Annotated in this window: 20 protein-coding genes; 14 read left to right on the forward strand and 6 right to left on the reverse strand. The window is 61.0% G+C overall.

Going from position 1 to position 16,804, the window contains the following annotated elements; genetic code table 11:
* The first annotated feature begins 30 nt into the window (after positions 1-30).
* The 6 genes from GYH35_RS33400 to GYH35_RS33425 all read left to right on the forward strand — a co-directional run bounded on the left by GYH35_RS33400 (position 31) and on the right by GYH35_RS33425 (position 3,695).
* On the forward strand, positions 31-486 hold the full coding sequence (locus tag GYH35_RS33400) for a hypothetical protein (protein ID WP_161830638.1): 456 nt from the start codon (positions 31-33) through the stop codon (positions 484-486).
* Positions 487-550: 64 nt separating this feature from the next.
* A complete protein-coding gene (locus GYH35_RS33405) occupies positions 551-871 on the forward strand; it encodes a hypothetical protein (RefSeq protein WP_161830639.1) in 321 nt (106 codons plus the stop codon).
* 67 nt (positions 872-938) lie between these two features.
* Positions 939-1,601, forward strand: coding sequence for a hypothetical protein (locus tag GYH35_RS33410; RefSeq protein WP_235936900.1), 663 nt, complete (start codon positions 939-941; stop codon positions 1,599-1,601).
* A gap of 10 nt (positions 1,602-1,611) precedes the next feature.
* Positions 1,612-1,935: a heavy-metal-associated domain-containing protein gene (locus GYH35_RS33415; RefSeq protein WP_161816521.1), complete on the forward strand. Its 324-nt coding sequence runs from the start codon at positions 1,612-1,614 to the stop codon at positions 1,933-1,935.
* Positions 1,932-2,321 carry a hypothetical protein gene (locus GYH35_RS33420; protein WP_161816520.1) on the forward strand — a complete coding sequence of 130 codons (390 nt, stop codon included), beginning with the start codon at positions 1,932-1,934 and terminating at the stop codon, positions 2,319-2,321. Before GYH35_RS33415 ends, GYH35_RS33420 begins: the two co-directional genes overlap by 4 nt.
* Before the next feature lie 108 nt (positions 2,322-2,429).
* The gene (locus GYH35_RS33425) at positions 2,430-3,695 is read left to right on the forward strand and encodes a putative Na+/H+ antiporter (RefSeq protein ID WP_161830640.1); all 1,266 of its coding nucleotides are present in this window, start codon (positions 2,430-2,432) and stop codon (positions 3,693-3,695) included.
* On the opposite strand, the gene GYH35_RS33430 is transcribed toward GYH35_RS33425, so the two are convergent.
* The 3 genes from GYH35_RS33430 to GYH35_RS33440 all read right to left on the reverse strand — a co-directional run bounded on the left by GYH35_RS33430 (position 3,696) and on the right by GYH35_RS33440 (position 6,064).
* Positions 3,696-4,889 carry a M24 family metallopeptidase gene (locus GYH35_RS33430; RefSeq protein WP_161830641.1) on the reverse strand — a complete coding sequence of 398 codons (1,194 nt, stop codon included), beginning with the start codon at positions 4,887-4,889 and terminating at the stop codon, positions 3,696-3,698. It lies immediately after the preceding gene.
* A gap of 63 nt (positions 4,890-4,952) precedes the next feature.
* Positions 4,953-5,363 carry a BON domain-containing protein gene (locus GYH35_RS33435; protein ID WP_161830642.1) on the reverse strand — a complete coding sequence of 137 codons (411 nt, stop codon included), beginning with the start codon at positions 5,361-5,363 and terminating at the stop codon, positions 4,953-4,955.
* A 200-nt stretch (positions 5,364-5,563) separates the two neighbouring features.
* Positions 5,564-6,064, reverse strand: coding sequence for an aminoacyl-tRNA deacylase (locus tag GYH35_RS33440; protein ID WP_161816517.1), 501 nt, complete (start codon positions 6,062-6,064; stop codon positions 5,564-5,566).
* 252 nt (positions 6,065-6,316) lie between these two features.
* On the opposite strand from GYH35_RS33440, the gene GYH35_RS33445 reads away from it, so the two are divergent.
* From GYH35_RS33445 to GYH35_RS33460, 4 genes are read left to right on the forward strand one after another with little or no spacing between them, the layout of a single operon-like run.
* Positions 6,317-7,513 (forward strand): M48 family metallopeptidase, encoded by a 1,197-nt coding sequence (locus tag GYH35_RS33445; RefSeq protein WP_161816516.1) that lies wholly within the window; start codon positions 6,317-6,319, stop codon positions 7,511-7,513.
* Entirely contained in the window at positions 7,497-8,165 is a 669-nt protein-coding gene (locus tag GYH35_RS33450; protein ID WP_161816515.1) for a TIGR00266 family protein, read from the forward strand. Before GYH35_RS33445 ends, GYH35_RS33450 begins: the two co-directional genes overlap by 17 nt.
* Positions 8,166-8,168: 3 nt before the next feature.
* Positions 8,169-8,852: a TIGR00266 family protein gene (locus GYH35_RS33455; RefSeq protein WP_161816514.1), complete on the forward strand. Its 684-nt coding sequence runs from the start codon at positions 8,169-8,171 to the stop codon at positions 8,850-8,852.
* Positions 8,853-8,861: 9 nt separating this feature from the next.
* Positions 8,862-9,872: a TIGR00266 family protein gene (locus GYH35_RS33460; RefSeq protein ID WP_161816513.1), complete on the forward strand. Its 1,011-nt coding sequence runs from the start codon at positions 8,862-8,864 to the stop codon at positions 9,870-9,872.
* An 82-nt stretch (positions 9,873-9,954) separates the two neighbouring features.
* Here the strand turns inward: GYH35_RS33460 and GYH35_RS33465 are convergent, their stop codons facing one another.
* Positions 9,955-10,362 (reverse strand): VOC family protein, encoded by a 408-nt coding sequence (locus GYH35_RS33465; RefSeq protein WP_161830643.1) that lies wholly within the window; start codon positions 10,360-10,362, stop codon positions 9,955-9,957.
* A 349-nt stretch (positions 10,363-10,711) separates the two neighbouring features.
* On the reverse strand, positions 10,712-11,926 hold the full coding sequence (locus tag GYH35_RS33470; protein WP_161830644.1) for a S41 family peptidase: 1,215 nt from the start codon (positions 11,924-11,926) through the stop codon (positions 10,712-10,714).
* A gap of 291 nt (positions 11,927-12,217) precedes the next feature.
* Between GYH35_RS33470 and GYH35_RS33475 the strand changes: the two genes are divergently transcribed.
* The 4 genes from GYH35_RS33475 to GYH35_RS33490 all read left to right on the forward strand — a co-directional run bounded on the left by GYH35_RS33475 (position 12,218) and on the right by GYH35_RS33490 (position 16,045).
* Complete coding sequence (locus GYH35_RS33475; protein ID WP_161830645.1) at positions 12,218-12,937, forward strand: hypothetical protein; 720 nt, start codon at positions 12,218-12,220, stop codon at positions 12,935-12,937.
* A gap of 52 nt (positions 12,938-12,989) precedes the next feature.
* Complete coding sequence (locus GYH35_RS33480) at positions 12,990-13,730, forward strand: hypothetical protein (protein WP_161830646.1); 741 nt, start codon at positions 12,990-12,992, stop codon at positions 13,728-13,730.
* A 582-nt stretch (positions 13,731-14,312) separates the two neighbouring features.
* Complete coding sequence (locus GYH35_RS33485) at positions 14,313-15,173, forward strand: WD40/YVTN/BNR-like repeat-containing protein (RefSeq protein WP_161830647.1); 861 nt, start codon at positions 14,313-14,315, stop codon at positions 15,171-15,173.
* 80 nt (positions 15,174-15,253) lie between these two features.
* On the forward strand, positions 15,254-16,045 hold the full coding sequence (locus tag GYH35_RS33490) for a phosphotransferase (RefSeq protein WP_161830648.1): 792 nt from the start codon (positions 15,254-15,256) through the stop codon (positions 16,043-16,045).
* A 7-nt stretch (positions 16,046-16,052) separates the two neighbouring features.
* Here GYH35_RS33490 and GYH35_RS33495 read toward each other — a convergent pair.
* Positions 16,053-16,804: MBL fold metallo-hydrolase (locus tag GYH35_RS33495; protein ID WP_235936901.1), on the reverse strand; the 752-nt coding region annotated here is incomplete at its 5' end.

Genomic DNA, 16,804 nt, shown 5'->3' on the forward strand with positions numbered 1-16,804 from the left:
GTGTTCCTACGAAGAGACGGAGGAAACGTCATGAGCGAATCGGCAGGTGTGATTCCTCGTACTGATGAGACAGACACGGAGATAGAGCTGAGCGCACAGGACTTGCTCGCGCTTTCAGATCTCGAGCATGTCGAGGAGCAGGCAACGAGCCCGGCGCCACAACCGTCAAAGCCGGCGAAGAGCGCGTCACCGAACAAACAAGGCCTGATCCTCTCGTTGATCGCTGTTGTCGGGATCGTCGGCGCCACCTATGTGGCCACGAGCTCGGATGGCGCAAACCCATCCGTAGCAAACCCTTCGCAACAAATGGCCCTATCGGAACGGCCAGCGCCGCAGCAGTTCGCCGAGAGCAAACCGGTTCGTTTTGCAAACCCGTTCGATGCCGATGAGGTGTTCGAATTTCCTCCCGGGACCACCGAGACCCAAGCCCGTGACGCGGTGGCCGATGTCCTGTTGAAGCGCGCGATCTCCCGACAAGAGACTTGATCCGGAATCGCCGGCACTAGAGCTTGGATCGCAGCTCGGCTCGTTCTACACTCAGCACGACCCTATGCGCCGCCTCGCCTTCAATCTGACGCTCTTCATCGCTTTGCTGCTGCAAGGCGTTGTGGCCGTCGGCGGCAGCGTGTCTGCCGATCACGGACAAGAGCAGCATTGCGCCGGGCACGACGCCGCGGCCAAGGATTGTGCCTGCTGTCCCGATGGCGGAACCGCCAGCATGAGCTGCACAGCTCAGTGCTCGGCGATCCAAGCCCCGCAGGTCGTCCTCGCCCCTGTTCGGCTGGCCATTGCCAGCACCCCCCTGGCGTTTGTTCCGCCGGTATTTGCCGGCCCGAACTACGCACCCCTCGTTCCACCGCCGATCGCATAACTCCGAGCTCGTAACCCTCAACGGCACGTCGAGTGCCGTGCGTTCCGTTACTTGTTGGAGTTGCCCCATGAGCATCCATTCTGGGCGCCTCGCTATGTCGATGGCGCTCGTGGCGGCTGCCGCTTGCGAAAGCGCAGCGGCGAAGCCCATTGCATTCGCCGATGGCACGACCGTGATGGCCGAGTATGGCGCCGGCACGATGACCGAGATCCAGGCGTTCTATGCGCCGACCTTTCGATATTCGCTGGGCGGCGGCCACCTCTCGCTGAACAGCGCGGAGAACGACGACACCCGCGATATCACCTATCTTCGTTTCAACTATCTGCCGAAGCGCTGGAACTTCGAGTCGGCACAGGCGAACGTCTTTGTCTGGGGCGGCCTGGGCCGGGCTCATATCGGGGAGACCGGCGACAACCAGTTGACCTGGAATGCCGGAGGTCAGCTCGACTATGAAACGAGGCGCGTCTACGCATCGCTGCGCACCGACTATTACGACGCCAGCGCTTTCAGTCACCGAATCGACACGCTGCAGTTGGGCGTCGCGCCTTACGAACACGACTACGAGACCCTGGCAGTCTGGTTCGTCATCCAAGCTCGCGAATACACCGGCGAACTCTTCGATGGCACCGAGTGGGCCGCGTTGATTCGGCTGTTCAAACACAACGCATGGCTGGAGGCCGGCGCGACGCTGGACGGCGAAGTGCAGGCCATGCTCATGTTCAACTTCTAGGATTACTGCAATGAAAACCTCACCCCTGTTATTCGCATTGTTACTGCTCGTCACTAACGCCCAGGCCGCAACCATCGAGATGACGGTGAACGGCCTGGTCTGCGGCTTCTGTGCTCAAGGCATCGAGAAAACCTTGCGAAAATACCCCGCGACCGCCGACGTATTGGTGAGTCTCGAGAACCGGCTGGTCGCCGTGGCCACCAAGGAAGGCGCCGACATCCCCGATGCCGATCTGCGCAAGGCGCTGACCGACGCGGGATACGACGTCAAAGCGATCGAGCGTACCCAGCGCTCGATGGAAGACTTGCGTGCGACGTTGAAGGACAAGAAGTGAATATCACTTTGCAGAGATCCGTCGGCGCCTCGGCCGCCGCACTATTGGCGAGCTCGGCGACACTAGTCTGCTGCGTCTTGCCAGCCGTGCTGGTCTCGCTGGGCGCCGGCGCCGTGCTCGTCGGTTTAGTTTCGGCGATACCTCAGCTGATCTGGCTGAGCGAACACAAACTGCTCGTCTTCGGCATCGCGGGCGGCATGCTCATTCTGAGCTGGATCGTGCTACGACGTGCAGCCCATCTGCCCTGTCCGACCGAACCACTCGCCGGCAAGGCGTGCATGCGGTTGCGCCGAGTCAGTGCCGCGCTGTTTTGGCTTGCGGCCACGGCCTATGTCATAGGAGCGAGTTTCGTGTGGATTCTCCCGCTCCTCATGACAAACAGTTAGCGGCATCTGCACACGATCGATCTGCTAGAATCCGCGCGGGTGTCGCCGAGCAAGGTCGCGCGACAGGTTGTTGCGTAGGTCGGGCCGCCGCGCTGCTCGGCTGCGCCCATGAATATCGAATCCGACCCTCTCCTCCAGAAGATCGCCGCGGTGTTGTTTGCCCTGGCGCTGCTTCACACCTTCTCCGTCAAGTACCTCGAGCGGGCTGCTGCATATTCGCCGCGCCATTCCGGGCTTTTTCACCTGTTGGGTGAAGTCGAGGTCGTGTTCGGTTTCTGGGCGATCGTACTGATTGCCTGCGTAGCCCTGGCGGCCGGCAGCGACCAAGCCATCGCCTATGCCGAGTCGCGCAACTACACCGAACCGCTGTTCGTGTTCGTCGTCATGGTGATCGCGGCCTCGCGACCGATCCTGCACGCCGTCGAGACCAGCTTGGGAGCAACTGCGCATCTGCTGCCGCTGCCGACGCCTCTCGTGCGCGCCTGGCTGAGTCTTGCGATCGTGCCGCTGTTGGGCTCGCTGATCACCGAACCCGCAGCAATGACGATCGCAGCCCTGATGCTCGCCCCGCAACTGTTTCAGCGGCACGTCCCCGAACGGGTCAAGTATCTGGCGCTCGGCGTGCTGTTCGTGAATGTTTCCATCGGCGGCACGCTCACCTCCTACGCCGCGCCGCCGGTATTGATGGTGGCCTCCACCTGGAACTGGGACAGCACATTCATGTTGTTCAATTTCGGCTGGAAAGCGGCGCTGGTGGTGCTCGTCAATGCCACGCTGGCTGCATTCGTAGCGCGCAATCATCTGCGCGCAGTGTCCGATGACACTTCGGCGCCGCGGCCAAGAATCCCGGCAGTGATCGTGCTCGCACACATCCTGTTCCTGGCTGGCGTCGTCATCTTCGCGCATCATCCCATCGTCTTTCTGGGATTGTTCCTCATGTTCCTGGGTTTCACGCAGGCTTACGACGCGCACCAGAGTCCGTTGATCATCAGGGAAGCTCTGCTGGTGAGCTTCTTTCTCGCGGGCCTGGTGCTGTTGGGAGGCATGCAGCGCTGGTGGCTTCAACCCATCGTGTCGGGTTTGGAACCGCTCGCGTTGTTCGGCGGCGCGCTCGGTCTCACGGCGATCACCGACAACGCGGCGCTCACCTATCTCGGCTCGTTGATCTCCGGCATCAGCGACGAGTCGAAGTACATGCTCGTCGCCGGTGCGGTCGCCGGCGGCGGTCTGACCGTAATTGCGAACGCACCGAATCCAGCCGGCGTGGCGCTGCTCAAGCGCGGTTTCGCGGACGAAACCATCGGCGCGGGCGGGCTCCTGCTCGGCGCAGCGGTGCCGACACTGCTGGCAGCCGCTGCTTTCGTAGCTCTCTAATCAGCCGAACGGTGCGTCGATCGACGGCGACGGCTGCGTAAACCACTTCGGCCCGTGCTCGGACATATAAAAGTGATCCTCGAGCCGGATGCCGAAGCGGCCCGGAATCACGATCATCGGCTCGTTGGAAAAACACATTCCAGGGGCGAGCGGCGTACGGTCGCCACGCACCAGATACGCCGGTTCGTGAATGCTGAGCCCGATGCCGTGACCCGTCCGGTGCGGCAGACCGGGCAACCGGTAATCCGGCCCCAGCCCGGCGCGGGTGAGAAGATCGCGAGCGGCGGCATCGACGGCCTGGCACTCGACGCCCAGCTGAGCGCTCGCAAATGCCGCCGCCTGCGCCGCATGCTCGAGCTCCCAGATTCGCCGCTGCTCGTCAGTGGCCTTGCCGAACACATAAGTGCGCGTGATATCCGAGTTGTAACCCTCGACGCTGCAGCCGGTGTCGATCAGAACGATGTCGCCTTCACGCAGCCGCTGCTCGCCCGGCAAGCCGTGCGGATAGGCGGTGCTTTCGCCGAACTGCACGATGCAGAACGTGCTGCCGGCCGTGCCGAGCTTGCGATGCGCATCTTCGATGAAGCGACGAACTTCGCCTGTCGAAATGCCAGGCGCCAGAATGCGCGCCGCGCGGCGATGTACTTCGAGCGTGAGATTTTTCGCGTACTGCATGAGTGCCAGCTCTGCAGCCGACTTGCACATGCGACAGCCGTTGACGACCGACGATGCCTCTTGCAGTCGCAGTGCCGGCATCTCGGCGGAGAGCCTTCCCGCCATTTCAAACGGAAGCGCGGGATCGATCGCTGCAACGTTCGCGCGCATATCGCGCAACGCGGAGGCAACGAGCGTGAACGGATTCTGGTCTTCTTCCCACAAGCGCACGTCCGCCGCGATTTCGAGCACCGCTTCCAGCGAGCCGCTCTCGAACGCGGGGCAAATCATCACTGGCGCGCCGTCGACCGGGAGAATCATTGCAACCAGGCGCTCGCTGGCTCCCCAGGCAACACCGGTGAAATATCGCAGGCTGGCGCCAGCATTGATGATCAGGGCATCGGCGCCGGCATCGCGGGTGAGACGCCGTGCGCGCTCGATCCGCTGAAGCCGCTCATCGCGACTGATGGGCGGAGGCAGGGCATGGTCCGATTTTAGGGTAGCGAGCTCCGCCCCGATGCTTGATCCGCCAATGCTCATGATGATCCCTCGACAACGATGTCGGAGAGACTATCTCAAGTAGCGGCCGCTGTCCGCCGAGCCTCACGGCGAAGCGATTGTCCCCTGCCTCTGCAAGGATGACTTGCCACGGCCCGGCCGCTTGTAGGCGGCGAGCTCATCGTGCAGCTCGCTGGCGCCCCCGGCCGAGCGCGCCGCGCGCATCACTCTGGGATGCTCATGTTTCAGAACGGCGCCTCGCAACGTGATGACGCCTTGTGAGCACGACACGTCGATCTCACCGGCGTGCGAAGTGGCGCGCCCCACCGCCACACGCACGCGCTCTACGAGGACATCATCGCTCACATCGCTCGAGCGGATCAGCGAACGCGCACGGGATGTCGCTCCCCGTCCCACGCCCCGGGCGGCACGCCTGGCTTTGAACCAATACATGCCTGCCGCCGAGAGTGCAGCGATCAACGCATACTTCGCAGCGGACGGAATTTGGGGACGCATCGGTCGTTCTCCTCGAGATCGGCGCGCTGATCGCGGCGACGGCAGTAACACCACATTCACGAACGGGACAGCCCGTGGCGGGGTTCCGGAGCGCCCGAGACCGGATCAGTGGAGTTCGGCCCACACACCGTCCGGCAATCGAGGAGAGCTCTCCGCACGGTCGAGGAAACATTCCAGGCGCTGCCGATGGCGATCCGTACTCACGCCGTGCCCCAAAGGCCCATGCTCGATAGCATCGGCTCGCTGAACGAGCCGTGGCGCTCGCTATCGAGTAGCGCCAGGAAGTCCCGAGTGCGTACGTGCACCAGGTGCCTGTGATCGCCGAATTCGAAATACAGATCCGGCTCCGACATGAGCTGCTCGTCCCACACGCTCTCGATGCCGTAGGCCGGCCCGAGCGGCGGCACCGCGCCCAACGCACAGTCGTCGAACACGCTCTCCACGTCCTCACGCGGCGCCAATTCGACTGAAAGCTGCAACTGCCTGCGCAACTCGTCGAGATCGAGATAACAATCGGCCCGAGTCACCGCCAGCAGGTATTTGCCGTCCGCATTCAACAGCACCCCTTTCGCAATCTGTTGCGGCGGAATATGAGCCACCCGAGCAGACTCGAGGCTGCTGCCGGTGGGCGCGTGCTCCACGAGCTCGTGTGACAGGTGATGCCGCTCCAGGAAGTCCTCTACGGTCGTTGCATAGGCCATGACAGTTCTCCTGCACGATTTTGCGATGCGAAGACGGGCTGCGCGGTCCGCCTCGGACCGGATTGTCGCTCCGATCGGAGGGCCGTAACGAGACAGGAACTTCCGACGCCTTCGTACTCATCGAACCGGCGGCGCGCGATTGCAGAACTGTGAACCGGAGCAAATGTTGGCCTTGCTGGCGCGCTCGCATTTAACTTACATTGCCCGCGGCAGATTGCACTATAAAAACCAGCACGAATTCGATCACAGCGGATGTCCGAGTCGTTCTACCAGGCTCATGCATTTCACCAAAGCTTCGCCCAAGGTCGCGCCGCCGGCCACCTGAGCGTGAGTGCGGCTGGCTTTTGCTTTCGTAGCGATGCGCAGACGGTGACGATGCCGCTCGCGGGCGCCCGGCTCACGCTGGGCGGAGCCAGCGACCGCATCGTCTTCATCGCACATCCGGACTTTCCCGATTGGTCGATCTACACCAGCGATCGCGCGATCCTGCGCGACCCGGTGTTGGCCGCTCATCCAGAGTTGACGAACGCACTGGGCGCGATGCGCCGGAAGCGAGCGCATAACTGGGCGGTGTTCGCTGGCATCTTTGCGGTGCTGATTGCAATCCCGGTCGCGCTGCTGCTCAACATGGGCTGGCTCACGAGCATCGCGGCCCGGCAGGTCCCCGCCTCCTGGGAAGAACAGCTCGGCAAGACCGCGTTCGGTCAGTACCAGGTGCAGGCCGACATCATCCAGGATCCGCAGACCGCCAAGCTGCTGACCGAGCTCACGGACGTGTTGACGCAAGCACTGCCGGACTCGCGTTATAAGTTTCACTTCTACGTGGTGCGCGATTCTTCGCTGAATGCATTCGCGCTGCCCGGCGGCTATGTGGTCGTCAATTCGGAGCTGCTGCTGCGGGCCGATTCGGCGGAAGAAGTGCTGGGCGTGCTGGCTCACGAGATTTCGCATGTGAGCTCCCAACACGGCACGCGCAACCTCATTGCATCCACCGGACTGTTTTTGACTGTTCAGGCCGCGCTGGGCGATGCCAGCGGCTTGGTGGCCACGCTGGCGAGCGCCGCACCGTTCCTGCTGTCGCAGAAATATTCGCGCGGCTTCGAGAACGAGGCCGATGAGCAAGGGTTCGAACTATTGCAGCGTGCACGCATCGACGGCCGCGGCATGGTGACCTTCTTCGATAAAGTGAAGGCCGAAGAAGAGAAGACGCGGGCCAAGGTCCGCGAGCAGGTCGGCGACAGCGCCGGCGCCGTGCTCACGGAAACACCCGAGTTTCTAGCTACACACCCCACCACGGACTCTCGCATCGAGCGCATGCGCGAAAAGGCGGCCCGCCAGCAAGGCCCCTATCGGGACATGAGCGCGATCTTCAATGCACTCAAGAGTCGCGTCCGTGAACTTCAAGCCGAGCATCCTTCGCAGGAGACCGCGAATGAAAACGCAGATTGATGGCGCCCCCGCGTTTGCGCACCTTCAGGTGACGCTGGCGCCGGGCGAAGCCATCGTTGCAGAGTCCGACGCCATGGCCAGCATGGCCGCCGACCTCACCATGCGCACACAATTGAATGGCGGCCTGTTCGGCGCGATCGCGCGGCGCCTGTTCGGCGGCGAGTCGATCTTCATCAATCGTTTTCAGAATGAAACATCGACACCGAAGCAGCTGACCCTGGTGCAGCCCACGCCCGGCGACATGCAGTGCAAGGAGCTCGCCGCGGGCGAGTCTTATTATCTGCAACCCGGCGCTTTCCTGGCGTGCGAGGAGACGGTGAAGATCGGCCTCAAGTGGGCCGGCCTGGTGTCGTTCATCGCCAAGGAAGGCCTGTTCAAGATCTCGGTGACCGGGCCCGGCAAGGTCTGGTACGGCGCCTATGGCGCGCTCATCGAGCGCGAGATCGACGGTGAATACATCGTGGACACGAGTCACCTCGTCGCCTACGAGCCGGGCATCGAACTGAAGTTGCAGCTCGCCGGCGGACTCATCTCCAGCGTCATGGGCGGCGAAGGCCTGGTCACGCGCGTCTGCGGCAAGGGCCGAATCGTCATTCAAACCCGTAGCCTGAGCGGACTCACCGGCTGGCTCAATCCAAAACTCTGGGGCTGAACGATGGACATCCAACTCGTACATCGACCCGGCAACAGCGCTGCGAAGCTGACGCTCGACGCCGGCGAAAGCGTCACGGCTGAAGCCGGCGCCATGATCGCGATGAGCGCCGACGTTGGCATCACGACCACGACTCACAAGCGCGGCTCGGGCAGCTTCACCAAGACGGTGAAGCGCTTGTTCGCCGGCGAGTCGCTGTTTCTGAATCACTTCGAATCCCGCCGCGCGGGCTCGGAAGTGTGGCTCGGCACGCCGCTGCCCGGCGACATGACCACCATGACTCTGCAACGCGAGAGCCTCATCGTGCAGGGCGGCTCGTTCGTGGCCTGCGAGAACGGCGTCGAAGTCGGCGTGGGTTGGCAGGGCTTTCGAACGCTGCTCTCGGGTGAAAGCTTGTTCTGGGTCAAGCTGCAGGGCACCGGCAAAGTGCTGCTGAACTCGTTCGGCGCGATCTACGAGCAGCCGGTCGATGGCGAGTTGATCGTCGACACCGGCCACATCGTGGCATTCAACGAGACTCTCCAGTTCACGCTCACCAAGGCCGGCGGCAGCTGGCTGCATTCGATCCTCGGCGGCGAAGGACTGGTCTGCAAGTTCCGCGGCAAAGGCACCGTCTGGTGTCAATCGAACAATCAGCGCAGCTTCGGCGCGGCGCTGACCCCGACTCTGCGCGCACGCTCACGCTAGGAACTACTCATGTCAGCGCAATTCAATGTCGTACTCAGCGGCACGATCGCCGACGGGCATGATCTCAACTCGGTCGTCAGCTCGCTCGCCGCTCGCTTCAAAATCGAAGTTGCACGAGCCACCGCGTTGTTGAAAGGCCAGCCTTCGGTGGTCAAGAAAGGCGTCGATCGCGCCACGGCGGAGCAGTTGTGTGCGGCGATCATGCAGCTCGGAGCGCAAGCATCGGTAGAGCCCGCCCAGGCGGCCACTGCTGTCGCCTCGGTTGCTGCCGCATCCAATCCGCAGCCTCAGCCTGAGGCGGCGGCTGTCACGTCAGCATCGCGCGACGTCGCTGCGAAGACGCTGACTCCCGATCCGCGCGGTTTGAAATTCAGTATCCAGGGCCAGCCCGACTACGCGTTCCTGACCGTGCAGATTCCCGCGAATCAAACGTTGAAAGTGGAAGCCTCCGCGATGGCGACCATGGACACGAACCTGGCGATGAAGACACGCCTGCGCGGCGGCCTCGGCCGCTTCATGACCGGCGAATCCATCTTCATCAACGAGTTCACCGCCCAGGGCGGACCTGGCGAAATCGGCATCGCTCCCGGCGCGCCCGGCGATCTGCGTCATGTGTATCTGGACGATCAGACAATCTATCTGCAGAACTCGGCCTATGTCGCTTCGACCAGCGGCGTCGCCGTGGAAAGCAAATGGCAAGGCCTGGTGAAAGGCTTCTTCTCCGGCGAAAGCCTGTTCCTGATCCGCTGCCAGGGCCAGGGCGACCTGTGGTTCAGCAGCTATGGCGGCATCATCGAAATCGACGTGAGCGGCGAGTACGTGGTCGACACCGGCAACATCGTCGCGTTCACCGACGGCCTGAGCTACAACGTCACCAAGGTCGGCGGTTACAAATCGTTGTTCTTTTCCGGCGAAGGCTTCGTCTGCCGCTTCTCCGGCCAGGGCCGCGTCTGGATCCAGACCCGCAAGGTCGGCCCGCTGGTCTCCTGGGTGTGGCCGTTCCGGCCGTCCAAGAAATAACCCCCTTCGCTCCGCCCAGGATCGATAGCTTGGGCGGATTGCACCTGCGTTACGCAGATTGCTATCCGGCACTTGCGCGTGCTTACGGGGGCAACTGCTGGTTCTTCTCTTCCCAAGCGAAGTCATAGAAGACCCGAAAGAGGTTGCCGTCCAAATCCGCAGCCGTGAACTCATGCAGCTTCCACGGCTTCGACTCCGGCGGGGAGACGATCTTTGCCTGGCTCCGGCTCCAGTCCGCATGCAACCGGTTCACCTCGTCCCTGCTATTGAGGTTGAGCCAGAGCAGCGTCGGGCAGGCGTTGCCGTACCCTTGTCGAAATGCTGGATTGGTAAGGAACATTCTGCAGCGGCCTCTCGAGATGCCTGCAATGCCGCCCTCTTCACCACCCCAATCGATGCTGAAGCCGAGCTGATTCTTGTAATACGCCACAGCTCTGTTGATGTCGCTCACGGGAATCTCAGGCACGGCTTCGGGAAACTGCTTTTCCATTCGCGGCTCCTCTTCGATCGCTCAGGCAGAACTCTACCTCCAGACGGAGGCTTCCACACCGGAAATGCGGCGCGTCCCGGACGACGCCCCGAGCATCCACTATATAAATAACCTCGGCCTAGGCGCAGCCGAATCGTCCGTGCTGGAAATCGTCGGCTCTACCTGGGCGCAGGAGATCCATCAGCAGCAGATCGCGTAAAGCGCGAATCCGCACCTGCAGGAACAAATCCCCTCTGGGGAATTACCTCATCCACGGAAGCTACAGAGCGCTCAGGAGCGCTGCGGGCGGCAGATTGCGACACGTACCTGTCAATCGAGCATGTCGGCTATGGGCTGCGCGGTGGTCAGTCTAGGGCGTTGCCAAAATCCACTGCAGTGCTGCATCTTTTCCCGCCCTGAACAACAGCCAATCGGGGTCGATTCGCTGATCGGGGAATACAGCGTCAGTCTCTGAGTCCGGCTGAAATCTGTACCTGAGCATCGAACAGGAGAAACGCAGCCTTGAAAGTGGAAGCGTAAACAAATGGTTCTCCTGGTATCCGTTGGGGCGCCCACCCGTGGGCTCGCCGACCAGGATTGCTTCCGTCTCTCGGCGAAAATCGGTGATGTTGGTCATGCCAGCTGAAAATGCGCCGCGGCCGGTAATCACGAAAAGGTGTCCAGCACGGTTTAATGCCGGCATGAATATGAGCTTATAAATGAGGTATTCCCTTCCCTTGGTGTAGTTTCCACCTTGGTTCCAGCGCATATCGATTATCAGGCGTCTTACCGGATGCCTCGCGATGTATTCCCAAAGCCGTGCGGACTGCGTTTCCAGGTCTTGGTAGGAGCGGAAATCCACATAAACCGTTTTCGAGTCAGCCAGGTACGTAAACCAAAGCGCATCTTCCGGGTGCTGAAAGGGCAATGGCAGCGGTTCGATGGCGGCCTCCCCTGACTCGCTGGCTCCCGCAGGAACGGGCCGAATCCGCAGCTTGAAGCGACGACCGGAATCATCCTCAAAGGTGAAATCCGCGGAACCCGGACCCCGAAGGACGCCCAAGGCGGCTAGCGGCTCGACGCTCATGAGCTGCTTTGCGCTGCTGTTCAGCACATACCACTGGTTCTCACCTTGCGGAACAAACCGCTGAATCCTCTTCTGGACTTCCCCAATGGATACGGATCCGATCGAGACAATCCGGGCTCCCACTGCTTCCCGGTATTCAGGAGCCGCACGGATTACCCTGAAATCGCCGCCAAACCAGAAGCCCTCCAGCGGAAATCTTTCATACAAGCCCGACGTGTCCAGAAATGTATGCCCGTCGCCAATGAGGGCCGCCAGGCGCTGCAAGCCAGCGACAACTTCGTAGTCCTTCATCGAGGGGATGCGCTGGCGCAGGTTGGATACCGCCTGGTCGAATTCAGCCTTGCCGATGAAGTGAAAAGGATCCCGGTGTTTCGTCGTGATCTCGTTGGCGAAAAACTCGAGATCCTGTCGCCACTGTTCGGCAGTCAAAGCCGGAAGCGAAGCTTCACCATGAGCGAAGTTGCAGGCAAGGAGCAGGATGTAGAACAGTTTCTTCATAAAGCGCATCGGTGTTCAGTTTCGACGGGTGTAAATGTACCGACTCGGCGTTCGGACCTCTCGTTTTGGATGAGCAACCCGTTCGAAAGGTTTCAATGGCAGCTCGTCCACCGGCTCGATTGTCGAGCGCCACTCCCCCGAGCGCCGGCCCGGCTCCCCTTTTATCAATGCGACTGCTATCGTTCGTCATGCGTCTTGCGCCTTCACGGCTGTGCAAACAAAGCCTCTTGGCCGCCCGTGACCGCGAATCGAGGCCATGTGGACATAACACTTGATACCGGCGGGAGGGTCATGAAGAAGCAAACAGTTGCCATGTTGCTTGCCTTGCTACTTGCATCTACAGCAACGGTTGCGGATGAGCCCGAAGAGCTTCTCGTCACGACGCTGCGCACCGAGAAGATCACCATACCTGGAGCCAGCTTCAGACGGCCAGCAGACTATCTGTTGCAGCAAATAAAGGTGAGTAACGACTCTCCCGATGAGAAGGCCCGCAAAGACGAGATCATGCAAACCCTGCGCCTGATGGAAAACGCCGCGGCACGGGACAAAGGCACTGAGCTCGCGCTGTTGGCCGACTCTCGGACGGTAGTGCCGATGAAGCCTGATATAGCAGCACTAAAGCTCGCCCGCGGCAACCGAGTCGATACATCCGAAGTAACCGTATGCATCAAAGTGAAGATCGTTCCTGGGGCCAGCAATGCAGCCGCATTGTTCGAACGCCTGAAGAGCTTCCCCAACTCCATCAAGCCGGCGGGTCGTACTGCAATCGACGTATCCGGCAATCCGGAACTCACGATCATCAACCCCGAGCAGTATCGCGAACAGGCCATCAAGCTCTACGCCGCCGATTCCCGGCTTGTTACGTCCGCACTAGGCGCAGACTATCGAGTCGTCACAAAAGGTATCGACCGGCAACTCCAGTGGGTACGCGACGGCTTGATCAATGTGCTGATCTATATCCCCTATGAGTACGACGTCATTCCCACCCACGTAACGTCCTACTCTCGCTAAGCTGCAGATTTCTGAAAGGCCGGCACAGCATCCGAACACAAAGGAAGAAGATATGAACAAGGCCGTTTGGCTGCTCGTTGCATTGTCGATCGCCTCAGGCGCCGCTCATGCCCAATCTGGCTTGGAAGAGATTTTGGTGACGGGAACAAAGGTGGAAGACACGCACATCCCAGCGACCAGCCTGAAACGACAAGCAGATTTTCTGCTGCTGCAAGTGGAAATCAGCAACGACTCCCGCGATTACAAGATCCGTCGCGACGAAATCTACGCGACTCTGCGTGCTGTCCTGGCCGCCGCTGAACGAGACCATGCAATCGAGCTGTCCGTCATTCGCGAAGACAACATCGTGCTGCCCCTCAAGCTCGAGGATACGACGCTGAATTTCCAGAACAACGGAGTCGGTGGAACACTGGAAACCACGATCAGCATCAAGACTCCCATTGGATCAGGCGCCAGCGACGGCGCGACGCCGATTGCGAAGCTGAAGAACTTCGTTTCCAGCATCAAACCGGCGGGTCGCACTACGCTCGATGAGGGTGAGGAAACCCAGGTCAGCGTGGTCAACATTGCCCAATATCGCGATCCCGTCATCCAACTGTTCGCCAATGATGTCAGGAAGGTCACGACCGCACTGGGCGGAGACTATCGCGTGGTGATACGCGGTCTGGACCAACCTATTCAGTGGATCCGCAGCGGCACATTGGATGTCACGATTTTCGTCCCGTACAAATACGATATCGTGCCCACCTCGATCTCTTCGTACTCTCCCGAGTACCGGACCAGCGAGGACTGAACACGCACGGCCGACCAGGCCACGCTCTTCGCGAGAAGCTGACGGGTCGCGTGTTCCAGCATCACTTCCATAATCTCCGCCAAAGAATCCACCAAAGGTGGGGCTCGCCGAGCACCGCCGTCCACCGCATGTTTTTGTCCTCAGGCGCGAGTACTGGCCCTCCCGGAAGGAGGTGATCGCAATGGTCATCCCGATTCCCCAGACGGCGGATGATGATGGGATCATGGCCGCCATATCGGATGGCCGAAACACAACAGACGAACGCAGCTCGGCACGCCTGCTCCACTTCGTCCGGTGTCTCCGGCTGACGTATGAAGTAGGTGTCTGAATTCTCGTCGTCGATCTCGGCAAGAAGCGAGGGAGCTGCCGCTTCAGGCATGGTGCACGCGAGGCACTCTCCAGTCGTATAGAAGGGTCCCGGCGCGTTCTTGTGGAACCTTGGGCATGTCATGGTTAAACATCTCTTTGAAGACGCGAGCGGAATGTATATCGCTCGTCGCGATGGCTGCTTCCTTGCAAGGATTCTCACCTTCCGTGTACCCTCGGACGCACAATTGTACGCCCAAAGACAAGGAAGTACGCTTGTCCAGCAAGAAGCAGTCTTTGACTTTCTGCGCCGCTGCCATAGCGCTCCTAGCGCTGACCTCGGCTGCGTGCAAGCGCCCCCCTCCCGAATCCTCGGCACCCGCCATAGAGTTCCTGACCGACAGCTTCGATCTTGGTGACATTGGCTGGATGTCCGAACAGGCGGACGAGAACGGAGTCGATCTAGACGTGAGAGGATTGTGCGCGATCGATAGGAACGTCGCGTTTCTTTTCGGAGGGGTAGGGGTTGCCGCCGGCACGATCCGCTCGCTTCTGCTGCGAACCGTCGATGGTGGCAATAGCTGGCATGAGGTGATGTCGCCCGTACTCGGCAGCGAGTTGATCCATATCGCCTTCTCGGACCCTCAGCACGGTTGGGCGCTGGCGCTGTGGAGCGTCGAAGGGCCCGGCGCCATGCTGCTTTCCGGTTCCACGGATGGAGGAAAAACCTGGCGTCAGCTCACTGGCTTTCAAGGATCGCAAGGCCACCCTATACCAGACGGTTTTCCTCTGAGCATGAGCTTCACAAGCGCGCTGAAAGGTGAGATCGAGCTTGCGCATGAGAGCGAATCTGCGTCGATGGACGACACCCGGGAGGAAGTAGAAACGCTCGCATCTGACGACGGCGGCGTGACCTGGAGTATGGTTCGACGCGAAACGCGCGAGCGGCTGCCGCTGGAGATACCGGCAGTGCATTACGACTGCGGCTTCGACAACACCGATTGGGAGCTTCATGCGCCCGCCGTCGGTAACTCGATCACAGTTCGACGGTTCGACCGTGAGCAAGACCATTGGCGCGTCATGACGTTGCCACGACATTTCCAATACAAGCGAGGGCGTGTCCTATCGTCACCGTAGATCGGTGGGCCCATCCATGACGCGAGAGTTCAGCTGCGGCCTCGCACCGACTGCAGGAACAGCAAGAGCGAGGATCGCACATGACCGAAGAAGCCGATGCAACGTTCCTTTCCGGCGGGGAGAGAACCGCTGTCCTGCGCCGCGGAGAGATCGTTGTTCGACAGACAGGCCCGTGGTCTCGCTCCGTCCATTCCCTATTACGTCACTTGCAGGAGATGAGCTTCGCGGGGGCGCCCCGCGTTGTGGGCGATGGCTTTGACGAGCAGGGCCGCGAGGTCCTCACATATATCGAAGGCGAAGTCATCAATCCGACGCCCTGGTCGGACGAGGCCATTCACGAGCTAGGCCGCCTGATCAGCCGACTGCACGCCGCAACGGCATCCTTCCGGCCGGCGGCGGACGCCCTGTGGCGACCCTGGTTCGGACGGCAAGTCGGCACACCGGACATCATCGGACACGGCGACGCCGCCCCCTGGAATGTGATTTCGCGAGACGCCACCCCCATCGCCCTGATCGACTGGGAAGTTGCGGGGCCGGTCGACCGGTTGACAGAAATTGCCATGGTGGCCTGGAACAACGCTCAACTCTACGACGACGACGTTGCCGAGATGAACGGCTTGTCCAACGCCGCATGTCGGGCGCGGCAGGTACGCATCCTCGTGGACGGCTACGGGTTAGCGATAACCGACCGGCATCGGCTTACGGACAGGATTATAGAATTCGCCGCCCAAAGCGCAGCCAATGAGGTGATCGAGCAGCAGATCACGCCTGAAGCCAACCATGCGCCGCGCGTCTGGGGCATCGCCTGGCAGACGCGCAGCGTCGCTTGGTTGATCCGCAATCGTGGCGTCCTTCAGCGGGCGCTGGCCTGAATTCATCCTACTCCTGCGTGATCGAACCGCTGCGGAAAGTGATCGTCCCGAGATGAATCGGGACGATCGCGCGGCTTTGAGGCGAAGCCGCGGCGACTTCCGCGATGAAGGGATCGGCCTTTTCCTTTCTGGCCTGTGCGTGCGCCGCCTGATTTTCGTAGGGGACCGTGAAATTGTCCCAGTGCGTGGGAATGACGACTCGCGGCAAGCCCGTCACTGCCAGCAGCCGCTCGGTGTATTTGAATATCTCGGTGCGGGAGGAACCGGCTCCGGCCAGCAAGATATCGGGCCGGACATCGCGCAGCTCGTTCTCGATGAAGTTCATCGACCCCATCGTCAGCACCTCGGCGCCGTTGATGCGACAGAGGAACATCAACGAGCCGCCCTCGATGAAATGCTCCAACCGTAGCGGCCCTTTGAAATCCGCACCGTGGCGCTTCGAATCGAAGTAACGCTTTTCGTTGAGCGCCGAGTGCAGCGACGGAATCACGCGGACGGAGAAGCGTCCGAATTGATAGTCCTCGCCGCCCTGGACCGCATAAAGCTGCCGCTCTGGAACACCGGCGGCGCGCAGCAGGTTCTTGGTGGTTTCCGTGCCGATCACCTTTGCACCGGTCTTCCGCGCGATGTACGGCACATCCATCACGTGGTCCGGATGCGTGTGGTGAACGAGGATGAAGTCGGCTTTGGTGATGATCTTGTCGATCAGTTCGACGTCGGACTCGGGAGCGTCGGTCATCGCGAAGTCTTTTCTGGGAT

Source organism: Steroidobacter agaridevorans (genome assembly GCF_009932555.1).
Classification (GTDB): domain Bacteria; phylum Pseudomonadota; class Gammaproteobacteria; order Steroidobacterales; family Steroidobacteraceae; genus Steroidobacter; species Steroidobacter agaridevorans.